This is a genomic window from Microbacterium album, from assembly GCF_014643695.1.
GTDB classification, from domain to species: Bacteria; Actinomycetota; Actinomycetes; order Actinomycetales; family Microbacteriaceae; genus Microbacterium; species Microbacterium album.
In genome coordinates, this window is the sequence record NZ_BMJY01000016.1 from 24,822 (window position 1) to 51,578 (window position 26,757).

At 74.5% G+C, this 26,757-nt stretch carries 22 protein-coding genes; 17 read left to right on the top strand and 5 right to left on the bottom strand.

The genetic code is table 11. The features are described from left to right. Positions 1–109: 109 nt before the first annotated feature. The 14 genes from IEX37_RS13580 to IEX37_RS13645 all read left to right on the top strand — a co-directional run bounded on the left by IEX37_RS13580 (position 110) and on the right by IEX37_RS13645 (position 17,921). Positions 110–1,213 (top strand): NAD-dependent epimerase/dehydratase family protein, encoded by a 1,104-nt coding sequence (locus tag IEX37_RS13580; protein WP_229663275.1) that lies wholly within the window; start codon positions 110–112, stop codon positions 1,211–1,213. Beyond that, on the top strand, positions 1,210–4,338 hold the full coding sequence (locus IEX37_RS13585; protein ID WP_188756823.1) for a beta-xylosidase family glycoside hydrolase: 3,129 nt from the start codon (positions 1,210–1,212) through the stop codon (positions 4,336–4,338). The genes IEX37_RS13580 and IEX37_RS13585 overlap by 4 nt, the downstream gene beginning before the upstream one ends. Continuing rightward, positions 4,338–5,459: an FAD-dependent oxidoreductase gene (locus IEX37_RS13590; RefSeq protein WP_188756824.1), complete on the top strand. Its 1,122-nt coding sequence runs from the start codon at positions 4,338–4,340 to the stop codon at positions 5,457–5,459. The genes IEX37_RS13585 and IEX37_RS13590 overlap by 1 nt, the downstream gene beginning before the upstream one ends. Then, positions 5,456–5,857: an acyltransferase gene (locus tag IEX37_RS13595; protein ID WP_229663276.1), complete on the top strand. Its 402-nt coding sequence runs from the start codon at positions 5,456–5,458 to the stop codon at positions 5,855–5,857. Before IEX37_RS13590 ends, IEX37_RS13595 begins: the two co-directional genes overlap by 4 nt. Then, entirely contained in the window at positions 5,854–7,542 is a 1,689-nt protein-coding gene (locus IEX37_RS13600) for a glycosyltransferase (protein ID WP_188756826.1), read from the top strand. Before IEX37_RS13595 ends, IEX37_RS13600 begins: the two co-directional genes overlap by 4 nt. Then, a complete protein-coding gene (locus IEX37_RS13605) occupies positions 7,539–8,486 on the top strand; it encodes a glycosyltransferase family 8 protein (RefSeq protein WP_188756827.1) in 948 nt (315 codons plus the stop codon). The genes IEX37_RS13600 and IEX37_RS13605 overlap by 4 nt, the downstream gene beginning before the upstream one ends. Positions 8,487–8,592: 106 nt before the next feature. Beyond that, entirely contained in the window at positions 8,593–9,732 is a 1,140-nt protein-coding gene (locus IEX37_RS13610) for a DegT/DnrJ/EryC1/StrS family aminotransferase (RefSeq protein WP_188756828.1), read from the top strand. Positions 9,733–9,743: 11 nt separating this feature from the next. Continuing rightward, a complete protein-coding gene (locus IEX37_RS13615; protein WP_188756829.1) occupies positions 9,744–11,276 on the top strand; it encodes a lipopolysaccharide biosynthesis protein in 1,533 nt (510 codons plus the stop codon). A gap of 80 nt (positions 11,277–11,356) precedes the next feature. Then, positions 11,357–12,634 carry a glycosyltransferase family 2 protein gene (locus tag IEX37_RS13620; RefSeq protein WP_188756830.1) on the top strand — a complete coding sequence of 426 codons (1,278 nt, stop codon included), beginning with the start codon at positions 11,357–11,359 and terminating at the stop codon, positions 12,632–12,634. After that, entirely contained in the window at positions 12,631–13,881 is a 1,251-nt protein-coding gene (locus tag IEX37_RS13625; protein WP_188756831.1) for a rhamnosyltransferase WsaF family glycosyltransferase, read from the top strand. The genes IEX37_RS13620 and IEX37_RS13625 overlap by 4 nt, the downstream gene beginning before the upstream one ends. After that, on the top strand, positions 13,878–14,576 hold the full coding sequence (locus IEX37_RS13630) for a hypothetical protein (RefSeq protein ID WP_188756832.1): 699 nt from the start codon (positions 13,878–13,880) through the stop codon (positions 14,574–14,576). The genes IEX37_RS13625 and IEX37_RS13630 overlap by 4 nt, the downstream gene beginning before the upstream one ends. After that, positions 14,573–15,346, top strand: coding sequence for a hypothetical protein (locus IEX37_RS13635; protein WP_188756833.1), 774 nt, complete (start codon positions 14,573–14,575; stop codon positions 15,344–15,346). The genes IEX37_RS13630 and IEX37_RS13635 overlap by 4 nt, the downstream gene beginning before the upstream one ends. Further along, on the top strand, positions 15,343–16,803 hold the full coding sequence (locus IEX37_RS13640; protein ID WP_188756834.1) for an O-antigen ligase family protein: 1,461 nt from the start codon (positions 15,343–15,345) through the stop codon (positions 16,801–16,803). The genes IEX37_RS13635 and IEX37_RS13640 overlap by 4 nt, the downstream gene beginning before the upstream one ends. Continuing rightward, entirely contained in the window at positions 16,800–17,921 is a 1,122-nt protein-coding gene (locus IEX37_RS13645) for a glycosyltransferase family 4 protein (protein WP_188756835.1), read from the top strand. Before IEX37_RS13640 ends, IEX37_RS13645 begins: the two co-directional genes overlap by 4 nt. Positions 17,922–17,942: 21 nt before the next feature. On the opposite strand, the gene IEX37_RS13650 is transcribed toward IEX37_RS13645, so the two are convergent. The 5 genes from IEX37_RS13650 to cysK form a co-directional block, all read right to left on the bottom strand. Further along, positions 17,943–19,727, bottom strand: a complete 1,785-nt coding sequence (locus IEX37_RS13650) for a glycosyltransferase family 2 protein (RefSeq protein WP_188756836.1) — start codon at positions 19,725–19,727, stop codon at positions 17,943–17,945. Then, positions 19,720–20,583 carry a WecB/TagA/CpsF family glycosyltransferase gene (locus tag IEX37_RS13655; protein WP_188756837.1) on the bottom strand — a complete coding sequence of 288 codons (864 nt, stop codon included), beginning with the start codon at positions 20,581–20,583 and terminating at the stop codon, positions 19,720–19,722. The genes IEX37_RS13650 and IEX37_RS13655 overlap by 8 nt, the downstream gene beginning before the upstream one ends. A gap of 197 nt (positions 20,584–20,780) precedes the next feature. Then, a complete protein-coding gene (locus IEX37_RS13660) occupies positions 20,781–22,181 on the bottom strand; it encodes an amidase (protein WP_188756838.1) in 1,401 nt (466 codons plus the stop codon). A 42-nt stretch (positions 22,182–22,223) separates the two neighbouring features. Further along, complete coding sequence (gene epsC / locus IEX37_RS13665; RefSeq protein ID WP_188756839.1) at positions 22,224–22,823, bottom strand: serine O-acetyltransferase EpsC; 600 nt, start codon at positions 22,821–22,823, stop codon at positions 22,224–22,226. Beyond that, positions 22,823–23,761 carry a cysteine synthase A gene (gene cysK, locus IEX37_RS13670; protein WP_188756840.1) on the bottom strand — a complete coding sequence of 313 codons (939 nt, stop codon included), beginning with the start codon at positions 23,759–23,761 and terminating at the stop codon, positions 22,823–22,825. Before cysK ends, epsC begins: the two co-directional genes overlap by 1 nt. A 139-nt stretch (positions 23,762–23,900) precedes the next feature. On the opposite strand from cysK, the gene prmC reads away from it, so the two are divergent. From prmC to IEX37_RS13685, 3 genes are read left to right on the top strand one after another with little or no spacing between them, the layout of a single operon-like run. Continuing rightward, on the top strand, positions 23,901–24,797 hold the full coding sequence (gene prmC / locus IEX37_RS13675) for a peptide chain release factor N(5)-glutamine methyltransferase (RefSeq protein WP_188756841.1): 897 nt from the start codon (positions 23,901–23,903) through the stop codon (positions 24,795–24,797). Between the two features lie 47 nt (positions 24,798–24,844). Next, positions 24,845–25,561, top strand: a complete 717-nt coding sequence (locus IEX37_RS13680; RefSeq protein WP_188756842.1) for an L-threonylcarbamoyladenylate synthase — start codon at positions 24,845–24,847, stop codon at positions 25,559–25,561. After that, positions 25,558–26,757: an MraY family glycosyltransferase gene (locus IEX37_RS13685; RefSeq protein WP_188756843.1), complete on the top strand. Its 1,200-nt coding sequence runs from the start codon at positions 25,558–25,560 to the stop codon at positions 26,755–26,757. The genes IEX37_RS13680 and IEX37_RS13685 overlap by 4 nt, the downstream gene beginning before the upstream one ends.

Sequence of the window (26,757 nt, forward strand, 5' to 3'; positions counted from 1 at the left end):
CGTGTATCAGGCGCGGAGAGGCGGCCTCTTCGCACTCGTCGGTCGCAGCGGGTGACCGGCCTCAGGGGCAGAGGGACGCCCCGATGGCGAGGGTGCGGACTGTGGCGACATGCGGGACGATGCGAGCGGCGGGCGCGGCATGACGTCGCTGGCGGGCGTCCGCGTCGTCGTGACGGGCGGAGCGGGGTTCATCGGCGGCCACCTGGTCGATGAGCTCGTGGCCCGGAGGCACGTGGCCCACGTCACGGTGGTCGACTCGCTCGTGAGCGGGAGACGGTCCAACATCGCGCGGTGGACCGGCGACCCGCGCGTGCGGCTGGTGCGGGCCGACATCCGGTCGGGCGCGGCCGTGCGGCCGCTCGCCGGAGCCGACGTGGTGTTCCATCTCGCCGGGCTCGGCGCGGCACACGGCCGTCGCGACCCGATCGGCAATCACGACGTCAACGCGACCGCCACGCTGATGCTCCTCGAGCGCGCTCGCGCGGCCCGCGTGGGACGGTTCGTCCACGTCAGCTCGAGCGCGGTGATCGGCACGCCCCGGCGCGTCCCGATCGGCGAGAAGCACCCCACGCTGCCGGACACGGTGCACGGCGCCGCCAAGCTCGCGGGCGAGGCGTACGCGCGTGCCGCCCATCGGACCCACGGCCTCGAGGTGGTCGTCGTGCGTCCGTTCGACACGTATGGACCGCGGTGCCGGCTGGACGGCGACGACCCGTTGCCGCGTGCCGTGATCCGCAACCTGTGCGGCCTGCCCTCGCGGATCTCGGGGGACGGGCGCCAGACGCGCGATCTGATGCACGTGAGCGACGCGGTGCGCGCGCTCGCGACGATCGCCGAGTGCGACGAGGCGGTGGGGCGCACGATCAACATCGGCTCCGGCGAGGAGATCACGGTCACCGCGCTCGCCGAGGTGGTCGCGCGCGCTGTCGGCCGTCCCGACCTCGAGCCCGTGCGGCTCGCGGGCTGCGCGAGCGGCACGCGCCGCTCGCGCGTCGATGTGCGGCTGTTGCGAAAACTCACGGGTTTCACCCCCGCGCTCACGCTCGAAGACGGGCTGCTGGATCTCGTGCGCTGGGTGCGGGGCCAGGCGACCGCCCCCGAGCAGCTGCTCGCCCGGGCCGGCGATCGGGCGGAGGAGATCCCCGACGACCTCACGGGACGTCCGTGTCCGCCGCACGCTCTGTCGGCGTGCCCCGGTGAGGGCGGCGCATGAGCGCCCGCGCGGCGGCCGATCCGGCCGAGAGCACGCGGCGCGCCCTGCTCGGCCGCCCGCGGCGCACCGTCACAGCGCTCGCCCTCGCGACCACGCTCGCGCTCGCGGGTCTCCCCGCGGCCGGGGCCGCGGAGCCCGCACCCGCCGCGCCTCCGCCCGCGGGCACCTCGGCGGCAGCCGGCACCATGCCGTCGTCCGTGGCGGGACCCCTGCAGACGGCGCCGTCCCAGCTCGCGTTCGCCGGCGTGGCAGGCGAGGGCTGTGCGGCCGAGCAGTCGGTCTCGGTGGTGACGTGGGACGACACCGAGTACGACTGGACGGCCGAGGCCGACGCCCCGTGGGTACAGTTGTCGGCCGCCGCCGGCACGACGCCGTCGCAACTCACCGTCACGGTCGACTGCGCCGCGCTTCCCGCGGGCGTCCACGACGCGGTCGTGACGATCTCCGTCGCCGGCGATCCCGCCCCCGGACAGGACGCGCCGTCTCCGGCACTCGTCCCCGTCTTCGCGGTCGTCAATCCCGATTCCCCCGTGCGCGTGGCGACCTGGAAAGACGGGCATGCCGGCGCGTTCAGCTCCTCGACCGACGACGGTCGCAGCTCGGGCGCCGCGGACCTGAGCGCGAGCGGCGCCGCCGGCACGTTCGTCATGAACGGCACGGAACCCCCCGCCGACTACCCGGCGCTGCATGCCGCGGGCCACGAGATCGGCTCCCACCTCGTCAGCCACTTCTGCTGGGAGGTCGATCGCCCGACGCTGACGCGGGAGATCGTCGACAACGTCGCCGGCGTCGCGCAGGCCACCGGGTCGTATGACGAGGTGGTCTCGCTCGTGTGGCCGTGCGGCTTCCGCAGCATCGAGTACGGGGTGGTCGCCGCCGACCACTTCCTGTCCGCGCGCGGCTACACGATCAACCAGCTCGAGGACCCGACGCCCGCGGACTTCATGAACCTCAAGAGCTACAACTCGCACGAACACGAGCCGGCTCCTCCGGCCGATCTCCGCTCGATCGTCGACGCTGCCGAGGCGCAGGGCGCGTGGGCCAACCTCGTGCTCCACGACTTCACGAACGACGACGGCGCGATCACCTACGCCACGGACAGGGATGTCTGGGTCGCTCCCATCGGGACCGTCGTGAAGTACATCCTGCAGCGTGACCGCACCGTCGTCGCCGGCTACACGGAGACCGACGACGCCCTGACGTTCGAGGTCCGTCGGCTGCCCCTTCCGTCGTCTCCCGTGCGCGACTTCGAGGCTGCGGTCACGGAAGCGGACGAGGTCACGTTCCAGGTGGAGCTCCCGTCCGGCCGCCACGCGGCCGACGTCAGCGTGGCAGGGGTCTCCCGGCCGTTCGCCGTCAGCGGTGCCGAGCCCGCCATCGTGACGTTCTCGGCGCCGGTCACGACGACGGTCGAGACCGTGCGGCTGGCCCTGTCCGCGACTGCGCCGCCGGTGATCGCCCTCGACGCCGCCCGCGTGCGTCTGGCGTCCGTCGGCGGAGACGACGTCCTGACGCGCACGCTGCGCGTCGAGAACGCCGGAGGGGGAGAGCTGTCGTGGTGGGCCCGCGCCGAGCCGGCCTGGCTCACCGCCCAGCCGGACGCGGGAGAGGGGGAGCTCACGGTGCGGGCGGACGTGCGGGACCTGCCGACCGGCGTGCACCGCGGGGAGGTGCTCGTCGGCTCCGACGCCGACGCGAACGTCGTCCGCGTGCCCGTCACGGTGGCGGTCGGCGATGCCGAGACCGAGGTGCTCGCGCTCGACTACGAGGACCGCTCGGCGCTTCACGCGGACGGCTGGGACTTCGTCGCACGGACGCCGTCGGGCACGCCGCGCGACACCGAGCACGCGCCCAGGGAGCAGGGCGGCGTGCGATACACACCCGCCGGGCTGCGGATCCCCGCGGGGACCGGAGACCTGTGGGCCGACTTCAACGACAGCCGCAACACGCTCTTCCGCGATCTGCCGGACGACTGGTCGAGTGTGCAGGCGCGGGTGCTCTTCGACCCGTACCTGGACTACCAGCAGGCCGGCATCGCGATCTACGGCCACGACGACCACTACGTCGAGCTCACGCGAGCCTACAACTCGTACGCGGGGCGCAACGCGATCGCGCTCATCTCCGAGACCGGCGGCGTGCCGGACGACAGCCGGAGGACGCGGACGACCGCGACGTCCTTCCTGCTGCGCCTGGAGCGCGGAGCCGGGGACGCCGTCTCGGGCTCGTTCTCCTCGGACGGCGGGAGCACGTGGATCGACGTGGGCGGCGTCGGCAACGCCGTCGACGAGCCGCGTCTGGCGCTCGTGACGGCCTCCTCGCCGCGCGGCCTCCCGTACGCCACGGTGTCCGAGGTGCGCGTGACGACGGGCCATGTGACCCCGACGCCCACACCGACCCCGTCGCCCACTCCGACTCCGACCCCGTCGCCCACTCCGACTCCGACGCCGACGCCGACGCCCACACCGGTTCCCGTCCCCGAGCCGGGGCCGGGGGAGGAGCTGTGGGTCTTCGACCACCCCGACCGTGCCGGGCTCCTCGGAGACGGCTGGGACTTCGTCGGCCGCACGGCGGGCGGCCAGCCCCGCGACACCGAGGCCTCGACCCCCGGCGTGGAGTACGGGCCGCACGGCCTGCGCGTGCCCGCGGGGCCGGGCGACCTGTGGGAGGGCATGAACGACACGCGCAACACGCTGTTCCGGGACCTCCCGGCCGACTGGACGAGCGCGCGCGTGGGCCTGAGCTTCGATCCCTCGGCGGATTTCCAGCACGCGGGCATCGTCCTCTACGGGCACGACGACGACTACATCGAGTTGACGCGCGCGTTCAACTCCTACGTGGGCGGCAACGGCGTGGCGCTCATCAGCGAGCTCGGGGGCGTCGCCACGGACCACCCCAGATGGCGCACCGATGCCGTAGAGGTGACGCTCCGGCTCGAGCGGGACGCCGACGCCGGCACCGTGACCGGCTGGGCGTCGGACGACGAGGGCAGCGGCTGGCACCGCGTCGGGACGGTTCCCCGCGACATCCCGGGTGCGCGACTGGCGATCAACGTCGCGGGATCGACGTCGGGCGCCCCGGTCGCCACCCTGCACTACGCCATCGTCGCGACGACGGGAGGCGCCTGATGCGCGTGGGCATCATCGGCGCGGGGTTCTTCGGGTTCCACATCGCCCGCCAGCTTGAGCGGCGCTATCCCGGCATCGACATCGAGATGTTCGAGAAGGAGGCGGCGCCGCTCACCGGCGCGGGCACGACCAATCAGTGCCGCCTGCACATGGGGTTCCACTACCCACGCTCGGGCTACACGATCTATCAGTCGATCATGGGCTTCGACCGCTTCGTCGAAGAATACGGCGAGCATCTCCACGACGTCCCCGACAACCTGTATGCGGTGCGCAGGGACGGCCTCGTGTCCGTGGACGAGTACCTCGCCGTGATGGACGCGTTCCACCTCCGGTACGAGACCCTGGTCCCCTCGCAACGGCTTTTCCGTGTTCCGGACGAGATCGGCGTCGTGCTGCGCGTGCCCGAGAAGTCGATCGATGTCCGGCACCTGCGGGCCACGCTCGCCTCGCGCGTGCAGGCGCGCGTCCGCCTCGGCACACGCGTCGACGAGGTCGACGCGGCACGCGGGCTGCTCCGCAGCGGCGCGGACGTGCACGGCCCGTTCGACTACATCGTCAACGCGAGCTACACCGATCCGAACCTGGGGCTCCCCGCCCCGCTGCGCTTCGCCGTGAAGTGGGAGCTGGCGGCGCTCGTGCTCGCCCGCACGTCGCTGCCGGCCGACGCCGCCGTCACGATCATGGACGGCGACTTCGTCTCGGTCTACCCGGCGTACGGCGGCATGCACACCCTGTCCTCCGTGCTCCACACGCCCGTGCGCCGCTACGCCGAGCACGCCGCCCTGGTCGCCGACTACGCGCGGCGCCACGAGCTCGCGGCGCGGACGGGGAGCGCGGCCGCCATCGTCCGGCACGTCGCGCAGCACCTGCGCCTCGAGCATCGGACGCGGGACGTGTGGGTGACGGCGAAGACCAAGCTCGCGACCGACATGGGCGACTCGCGCGTCACGGAGGTGCGGCGTCACGAACGCCTCTTCTCGGTGCTGTGCGGCAAGATCGACGCCGTCTTCGAGGCGTCCGACACGATCCTCCAGGAGATGACATGGCCGAGCCTCGGCGACTGGCGACAGGCATCCGCGATTCCCGCTTCGGCGAGGGATGTCTCGTCGCTGACCACGTGAACATCTACGAGGCGGTGTTCGGCGACCGCTGCTTCGTCGGTCCGTTCGTGGAGATCCAGAACGGCGTGGTGTGCGGCGACAACGTGCGCATCCAGTCGCACACGCTGATCTGCGAGGGGATGACGATCGGCGACGACGTCTTCGTGGGGCACGGCGTGATGACCGCGAACGCCCGCTACCCCCGGGCCGGCGCGGCGGAGTGGACGTGCGAGCCGCCGCGCATCGGCGATCGCGTCGCGGTGGGCTCCAACGCCACGATTCTGCCGGGCGTCGCGATCGGCGACGACGCCGTCATCGGGGCGGGGGCGATCGTCTCGAAGGACGTGGCCGCCGGCACGGTGATCGTCGGGCGAGACCAGGTGCTGCGCGCGCCGCGCCCGGCGGGAGCGCGCACGTGACCGCCGCCGTCGCGGCCACGCCCGCGCCCGCCGGAACTCCCGCGCCGGCCGCAGCCCGGCGCCACGTGGCGGTCCTGGGCGCGCAGGGCCGGGAGCAGCGGGATCTGCACGCCAACCGCCTCGCCTTCTCCCGGCTGCTGGACATCGCCGAGTCGCGCGTCCGGTCCGGCCGGACCGCGACGGCGCTCGAGTGGTGCCGCATCGCGGCGAGCTTCGCGATGACCAACGCGACGGGCCAGCTCCGCAGCGACCGGCTCGAGCGGATCGTCGACCTCGCCGCGGCGGCGCTGCCGCCGTCGCGTCCCGCAGCGTCACTCGCTCCCACCGGGGGCGGCGCGCGCCGCGTCCTGCACGTCCTCAGCGAGGCGGCGGACATCGGCGGCCTCACGCGTCTGGCGGAACGGTGGATCCGGCGCGCCGGGGACAGCGTCTCCTCCGTGGTGCTCACGCGCCAGGACGCGGTGCCCGATCCGCTCGCGCGGGCGGCCGGGTCATCGGGAGGGACGGCCGTCGCGCTCGGCGCGCTCGGCGCGCTCACCCGGGCCGCTCGCCTGCGACGCCTGGCGGAGCATGCGGACGTCGTCGTGTGTCATCTTCAGCCGGACGACCCCGTCGCGGCGGCAGCGTTCGGCAGCGGGTACGCCGGTGCGCCCGTCGCGGTCTACAACCACGCCGATCACCTGTTCTGGCTGGCGCCGACGCGCGCGACAGCCATCGTCGACTTCCGTCGCGCCGGCGCGGAGCTCACGACCCGTGCCCGGGGATACGCGGCGTCGACGACGGAGCTGCTGCCGCTCCTGGTGCCGCGCGAGCCGACGGATGCCCGTCGCGACGCGGTGCGGGCATCGCTGGAGGTCGGACCGGACGACGTACTCGTGATCACGGCCGCCCGAGCCGTGAAGTACCGGGACACGCAGCTGCGTCCGCGCTTCGCCGAGCTCGCGGCGGCGGTCCTCGACGCGGATCCTCGCGTGGTCCTCTGCGCGGTGGGACCGGAGGGGGAGACCGATCCGTGGCCCGAGCTGTACGCACGCTACCCCGGGCGCGTCCGTGCCACGGGGCCCGTCGCCGGCACCGCTCGTCACCTGTGCGCGGCGGACCTGTACCTGGATCCGTATCCGTTCTCCTCACTGACCTCGCTGCTGGAAGCGGCGGCCTGGGGGCTTCCGACCCTCACGCTCGACGGACACCGGGGGCTGCGGCGGGCGCTGGGCGTCGCCGAGTTCGTGACCTCGGCCGCGGACAGACCGCGGGATCTCGCGGCACTCACCGACCGCGTCCGCGCACTGGCGCGCGACCCGCATGCCCGGGCCGAGGCCGGACGAAGCGCCCGCGCCGCGCACGCCGCGCTGGTGCCGGAGGAGAAATGGGCGACGGCCGTACAGGGCCTCTACCGGCGGCTCGAGGAGGCCGCGCGGGGAGGGCAGACCGTCGGCGCCGAGGCTCGCGCCGCGACGGTGCCCGAGCCGGGCGACGAGCTGGCCGACTACGGCCTCGCGCTGCTCGCGGTGGAGCAGCGGATCCCCCTGCTGTGGACCGTGAGCGGCGGGATGGGGGGATTCGACCGCCGCGATCGAGCCGAGTGGCGCGCGCGCACCCTGGCCGTGCGGCTGGCGCGCCGCTGCGTGCCGGGATGGTGCGACCGCTGGCAGGCGCGGCTCCTCGGAACGGCGGGGTCGGCATGATCTCCGCCAGGCCCGACACCCCTCGCCTCGATGTCGTGCTGTGCGTGGACCACGGCTTCACGCTGCCGCTGGCCGTCACGCTCGCGAGCCTCGAGCGGGTCTCCGGCGCCGCGTCCACGGCGCACGTCCTGCATCCGGGGCTTCCCGCGTCCTCGCGGCAGCGCGTCGAGCAGGGCCTGACGCGGGTACGCGTCGACTGGATCGACGTCGATGACGCGCAAGTAAGGGGAGCGCACCACTCCACCTTCCTCTCGAGCGCGTCCCTGTACCGCCTGCTCATCGCCGACCTGCTTCCCGACCGGCTCGACCGCGTGCTCTACCTCGATGCCGACACGGTCCTGCTCGAGTCGCCGTCGTCCCTGGCCGCGCAGGACCTGGAGGGTTACGCGCTCGGTGCGGTGCGGGAAGCGCAGTCCCCCTGGGCGGCGGGGCCGCTGGGGCCGCCCTGGCGCGAGCTGGGGCTGGACCCCGCCTCGCCGTACTTCAATTCCGGCGTGATGCTGATCGACCTCGGCCGCTGGCGCGAGCTCGAGGTGGGAAGCCGCTGTCTTGAGCTCCTCCGGCGGGTCCGCCCGCGGTGGGGCGACCAGGACGCGCTCAACACGGTGCTCGAGCAGGACTGGCTCGAGCTTCCGCGCCGGTGGAACCTCCAGTCGGCGGACGCCCGCGGCGAGGCCGCGGCGTGGGCGCTGTGGCCGGACGATGTCGAGCGCGCGCTGGGCGACCCCGCCGTCGTGCATTACACCGACCGCGACAAGCCGTGGCACGCGGGCACCCGCCATCCGCTCGCGCCCCAGTGGTACGCGCACCTGGACCGCACGGCGTGGGCGGGCTGGCGGCCGGCCCTCCCGCGCCGGGGCATCGTCGATCGCTGGGGGCGCGCCGCGCTGCGGGCGCTACGGGAGCTGCGAGCGCGCCGCGCGGCGCCGGTGCTGCCGAGATGAGGCGCGGGCATCCGGGCCGCGTGCGGCACGCGCGGGCAAGGACCGACCGACGACGGGCCGACCGACTATGCACCGACCGAGTACGCACCGACCGAGGACAGGCGACATGACACAAGCTGGTACCGCCACGAGGGCCGACGCCGTCCCCTTCCTCGACCTGGCCGCGCAGCAGGCGGAGGTCGCCGACGAGGTCTTCGCGGTATGGCGGTCGCAGTTCGGCGCCGCCGCTTTCGTCGGCGGCCCGGAGGTCGCCGGCTTCGAGCGCGAGTACGCCGAGTACATCGGCGTCCGTCACGCGATCGGCGTCGGGAACGGCACCGACGCGCTGGAGCTGGCGTACCGCGCGGTGGGCGTCGGCCCGGGCGACGAGGTGATCCTCCCCGCCAACACCTTCGTCGCCACGGCCGAGGCGGTGTCGCGGATCGGGGCCGTGCCCGTGCTGGTCGACGTCGATCCCGAGCACCTCCTGATGGATCCCGCGGCCGCGGAGGCGGCCGTCACCGCCCGCACGCGGGCGATCGTGCCCGTGCACCTGTTCGGGCAGACCGCGCCCATGGCGGCGCTCGCCGCGCTCGCGGCGCGGTACGACCTGGCGCTGATCGAGGATGCTGCGCAGGCGCAGGGGGCGAGGTCGACGGCGGGGCGCGCGGGAGCGCTCGGCACGGCCGCCGCGACGAGCTTCTATCCCGGCAAGAACCTCGGCGCGGCGGGAGACGCCGGCGCCGTCATGACCGACCGGGACGATGTGGCGGAGTTCGTCCGCAACGTCGCCGCGCACGGCAGCACCATCAAGTACGTGCACGATCGCGTCGGCCTGAACTCGCGGCTGGACGCCCTGCAGGCGGCGATGCTGCGCGTGAAGCTGCGCCGGCTCGAAGCCTGGAACGCGGCCCGGCGCGCGGCGGCGGAGCGGTACGCGCGGCTGCTGGCGGATGTGCCCGGTGTGCACGCGCCCACGTCGCGGCCGGGCAACCGGGACGTCTGGCACCTGTACGTCGTGCGCGTGGCGCAGCGCGACCGGGTCGCGGACGCGTTGCGCTCCGCGGGCATCGGCGTCGCGATCCACTACCCGACGCCGATCCATCTCACCCCGGCCTACGCCCATCTCGGCCACCGCGCCGGTGCCTTCCCCGTCTCCGAGGGCGCGGCCGGCCGGATCCTCTCGCTGCCCATGCACCCCCACCTGACGCCGGCGCAGCAGGAGCGCGTCGTCGCGACCCTGCGCGCCGCGGTCGGCGCGTCGTGAGGGGCGCGCGCATGGCCGTGGGCGATGGCGAGGCGTCCGCCGCCGGCGGGCCTCCCGCGGGCCTGGCCGGTCGCGCGGCGGAAGGCGTGGCGTGGTCGGCGGCACAGAAGTGGGTCATCCGCATCACGGGCCTGGCCACGATCGCGATCCTGACCCGGCTGCTGACCCCCGCGGACTTCGGCGTGGTCGCGATCGCGCTCGCCCTGCTCCCCCTCATCCAGGTGCTCTCCGATCTCGGCTTCTCCGCCTACCTGGTCCAGGCCGACCGACCCGATGCCCGCACCGTGAGCACCGCGTTCTGGTTCTCCGCCGGCGCGGGAGTGACGCTCAGCGCGGGCCTGATCGCGATCGCGCACCCCGTGGCGGGCTCCCTCGGGGTGCCCGAAGCGGCCCCGGTCATCCAGGGGCTCGCGCCGGCGGCGCTCGCCGTGACCCTCGGGTCCGTGCCGATCGCCCTACTGCGGCGCGCGCTGCGCTTCCGCGCGATCGCGGTGCAGGCCGTGGTCGCGGGCGCCGCGGGCCAGGCCGTCGCCGTGCTGCTGGCCGTGCTGGGGCTGGGCGTGTGGGCGCTCGTGGCTCAGACCGTGGTGTACCAGGTGCTCGCGACCGCGCTCGCATGGGGCGCGAGCGGGTGGCGTCCGAACCGGGCGTTCTCGGGCGCGAGGCTGCGGGAGATGACGCGCTTCGGCGCCAAGGTCGTCGGGGTCGAGCTCGTGAGCATGATCCGGGTCTGGGCGGAGAACCTCGTCGTGATCGCGTTCCTCGGACCGGCGGGTCTCGGCTACCTGCACATCGCGCAGCGGCTGGTGCAGATCGCGCAGGACCTGACGACGAGCGCGCTCGTGCCTGTCTCCACGGTGGTGTTCGCACAGCTGCGGGCCTCGGCCGAGCGGCTCCGCGCGGGCTACGTGCGTGCCGTCGGCGTCTCCTACGCTCTCGTCGTCCCGATCATGCTCGTGCTCGCGGTCGCCGGGCCGTGGCTGCTGCCGCTGTTGTTCGGGGGCCAGTGGTCCGAGAGCGTCGTGCCGGCTCAGCTGCTCGCTCTCGCCGGCGTCTTCACGCTGGGCGCCCTCGACCACGGCCTCTTCTACGGGCTCGGACGCCCCGGCGCGTGGTTCGGCTATGCGGTCCTCGTCGAGGCGGTCGCGCTCGCCGTCACGGCGCTCGCGGCCCCGCACGGGCTCGTCGCCATCGCGACAGGGGCGCTCGCGGTGGCCCTGACGGCGACGGTCGCGCGCTGGGCGATGGTCGGACGCCTGCTGCGAGCGCCGGGATGGACGGTCGCCGGTCCTGCCGCACGCGTGCTCCTTCCCGCCGCGCCAGCCGGCACGGCGGGCCTGCTGCTCGCGACGTGGCTCCGCGATGCGACCGCGTGGGTCGCGCTGCCCGCGATCGTCCTGACGGTGCTGGCCGTCTACCTGCCCCTGTTGCGACTGGCCGCGTGCCAGACCTGGCGCGAACTGCACGGGCTCGCCTCCACGACCGTTCGCCGCATCGGACGAGCGGGGCGAGCGTCGGCGGCGGACGTATCAGCCGCGCCGTGACCGTTCTCCAGGTGAGGGTCCGGCACGTCGGGACGGGCCGGACCCGCGGTCCGCGGGCGAAGGGCTGAGGAGGTCCTGCAGTGAGCACATCGATGACCGGCGCGCCGATTGACGGCACGACCGGCCTCGGCGCGCCGATCGGGCTGAGCGCGCCGACGGGCATGAGCGCGCCGACCGCGGACGTGTCGCGACCGCGCGAGTCGCCGCCGCGTCCGGCGCGCTCGCGCCGGCTGCCCGCCGCCCGGCTCCGGCCCGAGCCGTCGCGGGCGCGGGCGACGGTCTCGGTCGTCGTGCCGTGCTTCAACTACGCCCGATTCCTCGAGCAGGCCGTCGGCAGCGCGCTGCGGCAGCGCGGTGTCGACGTGGAGGTCATCGTGGTCGACGACGCGTCCACCGACGCCAGCCTCCAGGTCGCGCGGCGGCTCGCGCACGCCGATCCGCGCGTCCGGGTGCTCGCGAACGCGCGCAACCTCGGTCCGGTGCACACGTTCAACCGAGGGCTGCGAGCCGCGACCGGCGAGTTCCTCGTGCGACTCGACGCCGACGACCTCCTCACGCCCGGCGCACTCGAGCGCGCCGCCGCGGTGTTTCAGCACCTTCCGTCGGTCGGGATGGTCTACGGCCGTCCGCTGCACTTCGCGCATGCGCGCGGCCCGGCGCGGCTGCGCGCCCGCTCCTGGACCGTGTGGGACGGGCGCGCGTGGCTGGAAGCCCGCTGCGCCGCCGGTGACAACGTGATCACGTCCCCCGAGGTCGTCGTCCGCCGCAGCATCCTCGCGGCGATCGGCGGACAGCGGGATCTCGCCCACACCCACGACATGGAGCTGTGGCTGCGGATCGCGGCGCATGCGGACGTCGCCTACGTCGCCGGCTGCGACCAGGCGTGGCACCGCGAGCACCCGGACAGCCTGTCGACGCGCGCGCAGGAGCCGCGCGTGTTCCTGCGCGAGGTGCGCGCCGGATTCGACATGCTGTGCGACGCGCTCGGCGAGGGCGAGCGCCTGCGCCGGCGCGCCCGCCGTGCCGTCGCCCTGGCCGCGCTGCGGCACGGCCGCCGCGACATCGACCGGGCGCGGCTCACGCGCGAGGCGGAGGAGCTGCTCGCCTTCGCCGTGGAGACCTTCCCGTGGGTCCTCGCCACCCCCGAGGGCCGCCGATTCGAGGCTGCGCGTCGGCGCGCCCACGGCTGGCCCCGTCTCCTCGCGATCGCCGCGGGAGCGGCGCCGCGGCTCCTGCGCCGCCTGCAGGTGCGCGTGCGGCTCGCGCGCTGGCACCGTACGGGCGTGTACGAGCCGCTGCGCGCCGCGCGGTCCCTCGCGCGCGGCGCGCAGCCTCTTCCCCCGCGCGAGGCGGCGTGAACCCCGTCTCGGCGGGGCTGCGCGTGCTGCGGCGCGAGGGTCCGCGGGAGCTCGCGCGCCGCGCAGCCCGCGTCGCGGCGGTCCGGCTCGGGGCCCTCGACCCCGAGCTCCCGCTCGACCCGCGCGACATCGCGGACTCGGCGCTGCTGACGCTCCCGGTCCCCGCGGCGAGGCCGCCTCGCGGCTCGTCGCTGACGGTCGGATGGCTGCTGACGCCGCCCGCCCCGGGGTCCGGCGGACACACGACCCTGTTCCGCATGGTGGAGGCGCTGGAGGCCGCGGGGCACCGCTGCGTGCTGTTCCTGGTCGACAGGCACGGCGGCGATGCGCGCCAGCAGGAGCGCACGCTGCGTGCGTGGTGGCCGGGCGTCCGGGCCGAAGTGCGCTCGGCGGCCGAGGGACTCGCGGGCGTCGACGCCGCGATCGCCTCGTCGTGGGAGACGGCGCACGTCCTCGCTTCGCGCGGGCGGACGCCCATGCGCCGGCTGTATTTCGTGCAGGACTACGAGCCCTGGTTCTACCCGCGCGGCGCCGCCTACGCGCTGGCCGAGGACACGTACCGCTTCGGTTTCCGGTGCCTCGCTCTCGGCGAGGCCGTGGCGGGGGCGCTGCGGCGCGAGATCGGCCTGCGACCCGACGTGACGTCGTTCGGCTGCGACACGGAGACCTACCGCCCGCTGCCCGGTGCGCTGCGCGACGGCGTCGTCGCCTATGCCCGCCCCGGCGTGCCGCGCCGCGGCTGGGAGCTGGCCCGGCTCGCGCTCGAGCGCTTCCACGCGATGCGGCCCGCGGTCCGGATCCACGTCTACGGCGCCACGGTCCGCGACCTTCCCTTCCCCGCCACTCAGCACGGAAAGCTCGCGCCGACTAACCTGAACCGCCTCTACACGCGGTGCGTGGCGGGCGTCGCGATGTCGTTCACGAACATCTCGCTCGTCGCCGAGGAGATGCTCGCGGCAGGCGTCGTGCCGGTCGTGGGAGACACGGCGGACGCGCGCGCCGACCTGCCGGGGGGCGCCGTCGCGTGGGCGCGCCCCACCCCGGCGGGGATCGCGGAGGCGCTCGCCGCGGCCGTCGACCATCCCGATCGCGACGCGCGCGCCGTGCGCGTGGCCCGCACCGCGCGCCCCGGTGGCTGGCGGCAGGCGCAGGCGGATGTCGTGCGGATCGTCGAGGACGAGGTGTTCGGCCCCGCTCACGGCCGGTCCGCCGCGCCGGTCGCTGCCGTCGCACGGGGCGGACGATGACCGTCCGGGCCTTCCTGATCGTCCTGCGGCGCCGCTGGTACGTCGCCGTGGCGCTCCTGGCCGCGACGGGCGCCCTCACCGCGCACCTGGCCTCGGCCGCAGCCGGCGGTGTCTATTCGACCCGCACAGCGGTGACGTTCATGCAGGCGTACGAGTCCTCGCTCGGGGTGAACGGCTCGGTCGTCGACGAGGACGTGATCGCGTTCGCGGGCGCGGTGGCCGCGGAGGTGGTGCCGGGCCGGGAGGCGGTGCGCTACTCGGCGGCGGACGCGCCCTACTACGGGGCAGGGCTGCGCGAGGGGATCCTCGTCGGCCTGCTCGATCAGGGAAACCAGTGGACCCCCAGCTACGGGGCGGCCGTCATCGTGATCCAGATCGTCGGGCCCACGCTCGAGGCGGTGCGCGAGCGGCAGCGCGAAGCGCTGGAGCGCATCGAGCACAGCGCCTACCTGCAGCAGCAGCCGGGGGCGGCGACGGACGTCTCGGCGCGGGTCGACCCCCTCAGCATGCGCATCGAGCACATCGCGCCGTCGCGCATCGCGCAGGGCGCCGCCCTCGCGGCGATGTCCCTCGCGGGAGGGCTCGCCGCGGGCATCGGTGCGGTGGGCGCGGATCGCGTGCTCGCCGGACGGCACACGGCGCGCCGCCCGCACCGGCGGTTGCCGCACCGAACCGACACGGAGGAGACCGAATGAACATCGCCGACACGCTGCGGGGCCTGCTCCGCCGCTGGTACATCGCCGCGCCGGGACTCCTGCTCGCCGTGGCCGCCGCGGGCGCCGTGTGGCTGCACGTGCCCCCGACCTATGAGCGGTCCGCCACCCAGCTGCTGCTGCCGGGAGAGGCGTCCCTGCCGCAGCCCGAGCCGGTCGCCGGGCAGGACGACGACGAGGAGGTGCCGGGAGCGAACCCCTTCCTGTTCCTGGGCGGCCTCACGACCGCAGCGGACGTGCTCGTCAGCGCGGTCGGCTCGCCCGACTCCGTGTCGGTCGCGACCGACCTCTTCGAGGGATCGGAGGTGACCGTGGCGCGGGACCCGAGGACGTCCGGCCCCATGCTCCTGGTGACCGTGAGCGCGCCGAGCGACCGGGCGGCCGCCCGGCTCATCGACGTCATGCTCGATCGCACCGAGCAGGTCCTGGAGGAGCTGCAGACGGAGCAGAAGGTCCCCGAAGCGGCGCGCGTGCGGGTCTCCCCGATCGCGGTGGACAGCGAGAGCGTGCTGCGCGGCCGCGACAGGACGCTCCTCGCGGCGGCCGCGGGCGCCGCGACGGCCCTGCTCACGCTGTTCGTCACCGCCGCGGTCGACGGTCTGGCGCGTCGTCCCCGGCGGGGAGGGCGCCGGGGCCAGACGGCGGATGAGCTCGTCGTGGTCCCCGCGGCGGGCGACGACGTCGAACGCGCCATCGGGCGGATGCTCGAGGAGGCGGAGCCCGTGCCACAGCGCACAGCGAGCCTGCCGTGAGCGTGACACGCCGGCCCGCCGGCTTCGCGCCCCCCGTCTCGACGGCGTTCGGTCGGCGTGCGCGCCGCCCCCGCACGGGTACCGCGCTCACCATGGTCACGGTGTACGTCGTGCTGCTGTTCGCCGTGCCGTCGAACCTGGTGATCCCGGCTCTCGGCTCGCTCGGCCGTCCCTCGGTGCTGTGGGGGCTGCTCCTGCTGCTGTGGTGGATCGTGGCCAGGCTCCAGGCGCGCGAGGCCGACGTCCGTGCTGCATCGCAGCCGGTGCGCTGGGCGTGCGCGCTGCTGCTCGTCGTCGCGCTGGTCAGCTTCGCGGCGGCGATGCTCCGGGGACAGCCCGACGACCAGGTGACGACGGCCATGACCGCGCTCGCACGCCTGTTGTCGTGGGGCGGCGTGCTGCTCGTGACGATGGACGGGCTGCGCACGCTGCGCGACGTCGACGCCCTGATCGCGCGCATCGTCGCCGCGGGCGCCGCCGTGTCCGTGCTGGGCCTGGCCCAGTTCGTGACGGGGCAGACCCTGCTCGACGCGTTCGCGCTGATCCCGGGCCTCGAGGCGGAGCAGGCCGGTGTGATCGCGAGAGGCGGCTTCACGCGCCCGGCGGGCACGGCGACGCACCCGCTCGAGTACTCGGCGGCGATCTGCTCCGTGCTGCCGCTCGCCATCACCCTGGGCGTGATCCGTGCGGACGCGGGGCGCGGGCGGCTGCCCTGGACGTGGCTCCCGGCCGCGCTGATCGGGTTCTCGGCGCTGCTGTCGGTCTCCCGGTCCGGCCTCATCGGCCTGGTCGTCGCGGTCATCGCCTCGCTTCCCGCGCTCCCCGCTGCGTATCGCTGGATCGTCGCGGCGGGCGGGACGCTCGCCGCCGGGGTCGCCGTCGTGGTGGTGCCGGGACTGTTCCGCACGCTCGTCGATCTCTTCAGCGGGATCGAGTCCGACTCGAGCACGCTGTCGCGCGCGAACGGGCTGGCGCGCGTGCCGGAGTTCATCGAGTCCAGCCCGGTCTTCGGCCTCGGGTTCGGCACCTTCCTGCCGCGCTACTACATCTTCGACAACCAGTGGGTGCTGATCCTGTTGGAGCTGGGGGTGCTGGGACTGCTCGCCTTCGGGCTCCTCGTGCTGGCGGCGATGTGGGGTGCGGTCTCCACGGTCCGCCGCTCTCCCTACGGGGACGTGGCGGCGCTCGGGCGCGGGATCATCGCGGCCATCGCGACGAGCGCGGTCCTGTTCGCCTTCTTCGACGGGCTCAGCTTCCCCGGTTCGGCCGGCGTGTTCTTCCTGCTGGTGGGGCTGTCGGGCGCTGTGCGCTCGATCGGGCATGCGGACGGCCGCATCGACGTGGGGCGTCTGCTCGCCCGGCCCGAAAGCGACCGCGAGGGCGAACCGCACGGGCGCGGGAACGCGACCCTCCCGCACGCGGAGCCGCGCGCAGCCCTCCGGGGGGAGCGGCGTTGAGCGCCCCCCGCCCGCGCGTGCTCCTGCTCGCCAACACGGTCTTCTTCCCTCCCTACCCCGAGGAACTGCCCGCGCTGACGGGCGCGCATCCCCGCGCCTGGATCAACGACGTGGAGGCCGACCTGCTCTCGGTCGACCAGCGGTTGCGCACGGCGCCCTCGCGCCTGCGGCGGGCCCTGTACCGGCGTCTGCCCCTGTGGGTCGTGCAGGTGCTGGAGGCGTATCGCGTCGGCCGGGCGTACGACGTCGTGTTCTGCTGGAGCGTCGCCGACGTCGCCCTGTCGCTCGCGCTGCTGCTCAAGCTCACGCGCCGGCGCATGCCGGTCGTGGCGCTGCTCACCCGTGTCTCCGAACGCAAGAAGGCGCTGCTGCTGCGGCGGGTCCACTCCCACCTCGACCGCATCATCCTGCCGCCCGCCGTGCAGCGCGAGCACGCCGTCCGCGAGCTCGGCGTTCCCGAGGCCAAGCTCGTCGCGCTGCCGTGGACGCTCGACACGACGTTCTGGTCGGCGCCGGTCGCGGAGCCGGGGAGCGCGCTCGAGACCGACATGATCTGCGCGGCCGGGGGCGAGATGCGCGACTACCCGACGCTCGTGCGCGCCATGGCGGGGCTCGACATCCGCTGTCACATCGCGGGTGTCCTCGACACCACGCGGGCCGACTGGTGGAACGCCGACGAGCGCGACCGTCGCGGCGAGGATCGCGTGCCGCCGAACGTGACGTTCGGCACGATGCCTGCGGCCGAGCTGCGCGCGCTCTACCGCCGCTCGCGCTTCGTCGTGGTGCCGCTGCGTCCGACGGACAGCGACAACGGCATCACCTCCATGCACGAGGCCTGGTCGATGGGAAGGCCGGTCATCGTCTCCGCCGTCGCCGGACAGCGTGCCGCGTTCGTCGAGGGTCGGGAGGGGCTGTGGGTCCCGACCGGCGACGCGGAGGCGCTGCGGCGAGCGATCGTCGAGCTGTGGAACGACCCGCGCCGCGCCGCGGCGATGGGGGAGGCGGGCCGACGCCTCGTCGTCCGGGAACGGGACCATCGCGTCTTCAGCGACGGCGTGAGTCGCGTGCTGCGCGACGCGGCGAGGCGGTCGCGACCGGCGGGCGGGTCGCCGCGCTGACCCCGTGCGGGGGCCGCACGGTCACGTGGCGACGACCGCGCGCGTGGAGTCGTCCCGCTCCCAGCCGCCGGTGGTGGGAGCGGCGGCCCGCCGGCGCGCCGCCAGGGCGAACGCCGCATAGACGAGCGCGTCCCACCCGCTCGCGGGGCCGGTCACGGTCCGCACCAGCGCGGCGAGTGTGGCGCGGCCCGTGTCGAGCCCGAGCTGCGCGGGCCCGCGGCGCACGCGCACGAGGGTCCGGAGCAGTGATCTGCCCGTGCGCGGCACGCGCACGGGCACGGGCGGCACGGGCGGCCGCGCCTTCTCCTGCGGCGCGAGCCGCGCATCGACGTACAGGTCGTCCGCCGTGATGCGGGGCATGGGGCCGACCCGCTCGGCGCCCTCTCGCGTGAGCGCGTACACACCCGCGCCCCACAGCGCGCCGGAGGTCGCCGGCATCCGCGACCTGGCGCGGTAGTACGACCGCACCAGCGGGCCCGCCCCGCGCGTGTCGTACTCGAAGGGCGGCCGTCCCGCGAGCGTGCCGGGGGAGCGCAGGGCACGGACGAGGCCGGGGATCGCGGCGGCCGGAAGCGCGATGTCGGCGTCGAGGAACACGATGGTGTCGGCCACGGCAAGGCGCCGGCCGGCGTTGAGGGCCGCGGGCTTCGACCCCTCCGGCAGCTCGACCACGCGCACCCCCGGGAAGGCGCGGGCCCGCGCGGCCGTGTCGTCGGAGCAGCCGTTGCACACCACGATCACGTCGAGCGAGCCGAGGGCCGCGGGGGTGGCGAGCTCCCACAGCGTGCGGGCGATCACGCTCGCCTCGTTGCACGCGGGGATCACGATCGACGCGACGGGCGTGCCGTCGCCGCGCCAGGTCGCGGCGGGCAGGTCGCCCCACCGGCGCTCGTCGCGCAAGTACCCGAGCACCGTGCGCTGCCGCGCGTCGCGGGGCGCGCGCAGGGCCGCGGCGAGGAGCCCGACGGCACGGTACGCCCACGCCACGCGGGGAGCGTGCTTGCGCGCGTAGCGCACCCGGTTCACCGCCAGGAGGGCGTCGAGCATCGGGGACCATCCCGAGCCGCCCTGCGTGTGCGTGACCGTCGCCACCGGCTCGTAGCGCACCTCGTAGCCGGAAGCGCGGATCCGTCGGAGGTAGTCCGTCTCCTCCGAGTAGAGGAAGAACCGCTCGTCCCACTCGCCCACGCGCGCCGCCACCTCCGCCGAGACGAGGAGGGCGGCGCCGGTCGCCCAGTCGACCAGGCCGGGGCGGTCGTAGGCGCGCGGATCGGTCACCCGCCCCGTGAGCACCCGTGGCCGACCGGGCCAGAGCGGGCCCAGGACGGCGTCGCCCAGGGCGCCGAGCAGGCGCGGCTCGTGGAAGAGCGACGCCGACGTGTTCCCGTCGGCGTCGACGAGGCGGGGGACGACCGCGCCGGCGCGCGGGTGCGTCCGGAGCGCGTCGAGCAGGGCACGGACTGCGCCGCGGTGCACGCGCGCGTCGGGGTTGAGGATCAGGTGCGCCTCGGCGTCCCCGGCGTGCTCCGCCGCGACGTTGAGGCCGCCGGCGTAGCCGAGATTGCCCCCCGTCGCGACCGCGATGACGTCGGCGTGCCGTCGCGCGACGCGCAGCGTCTCGCCATCCGGGGAGTTGTCGCCCACCACGACGCGCAGCGACAGCTCGGCCGCCTCGGCCCGGAGCGACGCGATGAGCGGCTCGAGCTGGGCGGCGCTGCCGTAGGTCACGATCAGCACCGCCACGTCGACGCGGCCGGTGGCGTGGAACCGCGCGGTCGCGGGCGCGGCGGAGGCCGTGTCACGCATGGCGCTGCATCGCCGCGCGCGGCGTGGTCCCGGAGCGGCGCAGCGCCCAGTACGCGGGCGGGCCCTGGATGAGGTAACGGCGCGCGAGCCGGCGCGGCTCGAGGGCGAGCCGCCAGGCCCATTCGAGCCCGGCGCGGGAGACCCACCCCGGGGCGCGCGTCACGCGTCCCGCGAGGAAGTCGACGACCGCGCCGAAGGCCAGGAGGGCGCCCGCTCCGGTGAGCGGCCCGTGCTGCTCGATCCATGTCTCCTGGCGCGGCTTCCCGAGGCACACGAGCAGCAGGTCGACGCCCGTCGCCCGGATGTCGGCCGCGAGAGCCGCGGCCCGCGCGGGAGCCGCCAGCTCCTCACGGGTCGGGCACCAGTGACCCGCGAAGCGGATGCCGGGCCAGCGCTCCCCGAAGCGCGCGCGCAGCGTGGGGGTGAGCTCGCCCGTGCCACCCAGGATGCCCACGGACAGCGCTTCCGCCGCGGCGCGGTCGAGCACGGATCCGATGAGGTCGCTGCCGGACAGCTTCGGGTACTCCCGGCCCGTCGCCCGCCGCGCGAACCGGGCGATCGGGGACCCGTCTATGAGACTGAGCCACTCGACGCGGCTCGAAGGATCGTTCACCCGCAGGGGGACGGCGTGCGGCGCGTGGCGGCCGAAGTGGTGGAGGTGGTCGAGGTTGACCGAGACGACGCCCAGCGGCCGCGCCGACCGTCCGGCCGCGGCGTCCGCGATTGCCCGCAGCGCGGGCTCGGCCGTGACGAGGTGGATGGGAACGCCATCCGTGTCGAGTGTGGGGATCGTCCCCGTGAGGCTGCCGACCGCCCCGTGCCCGAACTCCTGCTGTGTCGTCCCCTGTTGCGTCATCGCTGCCTCGTGTGCTCAGCGCCGCTGCGCGGCTCGCCGGACAGCCGTGCGACGGTCGCCGCACGGCGAGGCACCGCCGTGGAGGATCGGGGCCTCGCACACTCAGAGGCGCGAGGGGGCTCCGTGATGCATCTCCGGCCGATCTCGCACGTGGACGAAGGCCGCGAGTGCGAGCCGGACGCGGGCGCTGGCGCGGCTCAGTCGATGGACGGGCGCGGCAGGGGTCCGCGGGCGCGCTCGAGCTGGGCCGCGAGCGCGACGATCGCGGCCTCGCCGCCGGGGCGTCCGATCAGCTGCACGCTGACGGGATGGCCGTCTCGCGCGCGCGTCACGGGCACCGTGATCGCCGGGAGGCCCGCGACGTTGACGAAGCTGCTGTAGGGCGCGTACTGGCACTGGCGCGCGAAGCTCTGCTCGGGATCGTCGGGGGCGAACCAGCCGATGGGCTGCGGCGGCAGCGCGAGGGCCGGGGTCAGGACGGCGTCGAACGGGGCGAACGCCTCGACCGTGCGGCGCTCGAACGCCGCCGCGGCCGATTGGGCGGCGAGCAGGCTTGCGGCCGGCAGCGCCCGCCCCTCGCGCACCAGCCAGGCCGTGACCGGCTCGACGACGCCGAGCCGGTCGTCCGCCACGGGGATCCGCGCGGCGGACGCGCGCCAGAGCGTCATGAACATCTCCGCGTAGCCGTGCGGCCGCCACGCGAGGTCCTCGGCGACGTGGCCGCCGCGGTCGAGCACGTGCGTGGCATGATCCAGCGCCGCGCGCGCCTCCGGATCGAGGCGGATGTCGAGGGCGTCGTCCCAAGGGGAGACGGCCGTGACGCCGATCCGCAGGGCGCCGGGGTCGGCGTGCGCCGCCCCCGCGAACGGGCCGTGGCCCGGCGCGCGCGTGGCGTAGGGATAGACACCGGTCGACAGCGCGTCGAGGAGCAGCGCCGCGTCCGCCGCGGTGCGCGCGATCGGCCCGGCCACCGCGAGGCCCCCGGGGGAGTCGAGGCCCGCACCGGCCGGAATCCGCCCGCGCGACGGCTTGAGGCCGACGACGCCGACGGTGGCGGCGGGGATGCGGATCGAGCCGCCGCCGTCGGACGCGGGCGCCGCGGGCAGCATGCCGGCGGCGACGGCGACGGCCGCGCCGCCGCTGGACCCGCCGGCGCCGTTCGCCGGATCCCACGGATCGCGGGCGGGCGGGCCGATGCGCGTCTCGGTGTACCCGGTCAGGCCGAACTCGGGCGTGCTCGTCTTGCCGAGGCTGATCGCCCCCGCGGCGTCGAGCGCCTCCGCCATCGGGTCCGAACGGTCCGGAACGTGGTCGGCGAAGGCGCGCGAGCCGTAGCGCGTGGGCATGCCCGCGCGCGCCGTCAGGTCCTTGTCGGCGAGCGGCACGCCCCACAGCGCGGGAGCGCGCTCGGGAGGAGGGCCGAGTTCTGCGGCGCGCGCGACTGCCGCATCGGCCGACACGTGCACGAACGCCCCGAGCGTCCCGTTCAGCCGCGAGATGCGATCCAGGAAGTGGGCGACGGCCTCGCGCGGCGCGATCTCGCCCGCCCGCAGCGCGTCCGCGAGCGCGCCCAGCCCGAGCTCGTGGAGCTCAGTCACGCGCGTCCCGCGGCGCGCCCGGGCGGCGCGACGGCGCCGGCATCAGATCGTGTACTCGGGCGCTGTCAGCACCGAGCGGGTGTCCTCGCCTGCGCGGCGCTGCCGCGGTTTGGCCGGCACGCCCACCAGCACGCTGTCGGCGGGGGCGTCGCGCGTGACGACGGCGTTCGCGCCGATCGCGGTGCGCGCGCCGATCGTGACGGGGCCCAGCACCTTCGCGCCCGCGCCGACCGCGACGCCGTCCCCGAGGGTCGGGTGCCTCTTGCCGGCGTCGCGGGTGCGGCCGCCGAGCGTGACGCCGTGGTAGAGCAGCACGTCGTCGCCCACCTCGGCCGTCTCGCCGATCACCACGCCGTGGCCGTGGTCGATGAACAGCCGTCGCCCGATGCGCGCGCCCGGGTGGATCTCGATGCCCGTGAGGAAGCGCGCGAACTGGGACAGCGCGCGCGCCGGCAGACGCCAGCCGCGTCGCCACATCCGGTGGCTGAGACGGTGCGTCCACACGGCGTGCAGCCCCGGGTACAGCAGTGCGATCTCCAGGCCGTTGCGCGCCGCGGGGTCGCGCAGCCGCGCCGCGGCGATGTCCTCTCGCACCGCCGCTATCGCCCTGCGCACGCCGGCGCCGAATCGCTTGCGCGCCATCAGCTCTCGCGCAGGTCCTCGAACAGCGCGGTCGTGATGTAGCGCTCGCCCGTGTCGGGAACGATGACGACGATGCGCTTGCCCGCGTTCTCGGGACGCTTGGCCACCTCGAGGGCCGCCCAGACGGCGGCGCCCGAGGACATCCCCACCAGCAGCCCCTCCTGCGCCGCGAGCTCCCGCGCGACACGCAGCGAGTCCTCGAAGCCCACGGGCAGGACCTCGTCGATCACGTCGCGATCGAGGATCGCCGGCACGAAGTTGGGGCCGATGCCCTGGATCTTGTGGGGTCCGGGGTGACCCTGGCTCAGGATGGGGGAGTCCTTCGGCTCGACCGCGACGATCTTCACGCCGGGCACCTTCTCCTTCAGCACCTGGCCGACACCCGTGATCGTGCCGCCCGTGCCGATGCCGGCGACGAAGACGTCGACCTTGCCGTCCGTGTCGACCAGGATCTCCTCGGCCGTGGTCTTGCGGTGGATCGCCGGGTTGGCCTCGTTCTCGAACTGGCGCACCCAGACGGCGCCCGGGGTCTCGGCGACGATGCGCTTGGCCTCGTCCACCGCGAGCTGCATGCCCTTGGTCGGATCGGTGAGCACCAGCTCGGCGCCGAACGCCTTCAGCAGCACCCGCCGCTCCTTCGACATCGACGCGGGCATGGTCAGGATGACGCGGTAGCCCCGCGCGGCGCCCACCATCGCCAGCGCGATGCCGGTGTTGCCGCTCGTCGACTCCACGATGGTGCCGCCCGGCTTGAGCTCGCCCGAGGCCTCGGCGGCGTCGACGAGAGCGATGCCGAGCCGGTCCTTCACGCTCGCTGCGGGGTTGTAGAACTCGAGCTTCGCGAGCACCTCGGCGTCGATGCCGTCCGTGACGCGGTTGAGGCGAACGAGAGGCGTGTTCCCGAAGGCGGTGGTGATGTCGGCGTGGATGCCGGGCATGGCTTCTCCTGGGTCGTGGTCTGCGGTCGGCGGCGCCGGGCCTGCACAGGCGTGCCACGCACCAGCGTAGGCGGATCGCGGTGCCGAGCGCCCGCCCATGACGAAATCGGCGTGCGGGGCGCGCATAGGCTGAGGTCTCGTGACCGAATCCTCTTCCGCGGCCCGTCCGGACGGTGCGGGGCCGGGTGTCGCCGCCGCCGTGCGCGCGGCGGCCGAGCGTCTCTCGGCGGCGGGCGTGCCCGACCCGCTCGTGGACGCCGAGCTGCTGCTCGCGCACCTCCGGCGCCAGAGCCGGGGCGAGGTGCAGGCAGCGGTCGTCCGGGGAGATGTCCTGACGGCGGGCGAGGCGCAGCAGTACGAGGTGCTCGTCGCGCGCCGCGCCGCGCGGGAGCCCCTGCAGCACATCACGGGGCTCGCGCCCTTCCGGCACCTCGAGCTCGCCGTCGGCCCCGGCGTCTTCGTGCCGCGCCCGGAGACCGAGTCGGTCGCGCAGCTCGCGATCGACGCGCTCCGCGCCTCGCCCGGAGGGGAGCCCGTCGGCGTGGATCTGGGCACCGGCAGCGGCGCGATCGCCCTCGCCATGGCGACCGAGGTGCCGCACGCGCGCGTCCACGCCGTCGAGAAGTCGCCCCACGCGTTCGTCTGGGCGAAGGAGAACGCCCGCCGCGTCGGCGCGCCGAATCTGCGGCTGGTCCATGCAGACCTCGCCGTCGCTCTGCCCGAGCTCGACGGCACGGTCGACGTCGTGGCGTCCAATCCGCCCTACGTGCCGGACGACGCGATCCCGCGCGACCCCGAGGTGCGGCTGCACGACCCGGAGATGGCGCTGTACGGCGGAGCCGACGGGCTGGACGTCGTGCGCGCGCTCAGCCGCACGGCCCTGCGTCTGCTTCGTCCGGGCGGCACGCTCGTGATCGAGCACGGCGAGCTCCAGGGAACCGCGATCCGGGATCTGCTGACAGCGGACGGCTGGCGCGCCGCGGCCACGCATCCCGACCTCACCCTCCGCGACAGGGCCACGACAGCCGTGCGGTGAGGCCGCTTCCTTCGGTCTCGCGATAAAAACGTACACTTGACCCCGACATGTCCCCCCTCTTCGACTGCCGGGACGAGGCTCAGCTCCTCACCGGGATGCGCCAGGCGCGTCAGGCCATCGCGCGCGGTCACCTCGTCGTCCTGCCGACGGACACCGTGTACGGCGTCGCGGCGGATGCGTTCAGTCCCGCCGCCGTCCAGCGACTGCTCGACGCCAAGGGCCGGGGGCGTCAGAGCCCCCCGCCGGTGCTCGTGTCGGGCGTCCAGGCGATGCGCGCCCTGGTCGAGCGGGTTCCGGAGCCCGTGGAGCGGCTGGTCGAGCGGTTCTGGCCGGGCGGTCTCACGGTCGTGCTCCCGGCGCAGCCCTCGCTCGCGTGGGACCTGGGGGAGACCCGCGGCACCGTGGCCGTGCGCATGCCGGATCACCGCATCGCGCTGGAGCTGCTGAGCGAGACCGGCCCGCTGGCGGTGTCGAGCGCGAACCTCACCGGCCACCCGGCCGCCGTGAGCGGCGACGGCGCGCGCGCGATGCTGGGGGACAGCGTCGCGGTGTATCTCGACGACGGGCCCTCCCGCACGGGGGTGGCGTCCACGATCCTCGATGCCACGTCCCTGCTCGACGCGGGAGGCGAGGGTCGGGTGCGCATCCTGCGCGACGGCGCGGTCACGCGCGACGAGCTGGTCGAGGTGCTCGGCGAGCTGCTCGAGCTCCCGGCCCACGAGCCGCACGCCGCGGGTCCGCCCCCAGGGGATCGAGCAGAGTGAGGCAGTACCTCTTCATCATCCTGCTCACCGCGACGCTCACCACGGTGCTCGCGTGGGGGGTCTGGCGTCTCAGCCTGCGCTACAAGCTGTACCCCGGAATCCGCGAGCGCGACGTCCACAAGACCCCCACGCCGCGCCTGGGCGGGATCGCGATGTTCCTTGCGATCGTCGCCGCGATCTGCGTCTCGTCCGCCAACCCGTATTTCCGGATCATCTGGGCCGAGCCGCAGACCGTGTGGTCGGTGCTGGCGGCCGCGCTCCTGATCGTGCTCGTGGGCGCCGCCGACGACCTGTGGGATCTCGACTGGACGATCAAGCTCGCCGCGCAGTTCCTCGCCGCCGGCATCATCGCGGTCGGCGGCGGCCTGCAGATCTACGCCCTCCCGATCGGCGGCATCACGCTGTGGTCGGGGTGGGTGAGCATCACGCTGACGATGCTGTCGATCGTGGTGGTGATGAACGCCGTGAACTTCATCGACGGGCTCGACGGGCTCGTCGCGGGAGTGGCGCTCATCGCGAACGGCGTGTTCTTCCTGTACTCCTACATCTTCGTCCGCGACGTGGGCGTGACGACCAACTTCAACCTCGCGATGCTGCTCGCGGCCGTCATGATCGGCGCCTGCGCGGGATTCCTGCCCCTGAACTGGAAGCCCGCCAAGCTCTTCATGGGCGATTCGGGCGCGCTCGTGCTCGGCCTGCTCATGGCCACGAGCGCGATCGCCCTCACGGGACTGTGGCCGCCGTCCGTCCTCGACCCGGACAACCTCGGCCGCTCACAGATCCTCGGCGCGTTCCTGCCGATCCTGCTCCCGATCGTGGTCGTGATGCTGCCGCTCGCCGACTTCGGCCTCGCCGTGATCCGGCGCATGCGTGCCGGCCGGTCGCCGTTCTCGCCCGACCGCAAGCACCTGCACCACCGCATGCTCGACATGGGGCACACGGATCGCGACGCCGTCCTCATCTTCTACGCCTGGACGTCCGTGACCGGGCTCGCGGTGCTGCTGATGTATCTCGCCACGCGCGAGGACTGGTTCGGCCAGTACTGGATCGGCGTGGTCTTCGGGATCGTCGGCGTCGCGGCCTGTCTCGTCCTCACGTTCCTGCCGTCACGCCCGCAGCCGGGCGCCGACCCCGACTCCGCCGATCCCGCCGATCCCGACTCCGCCCGCACGGACCCCGCCACCCAGGAGGCCTGA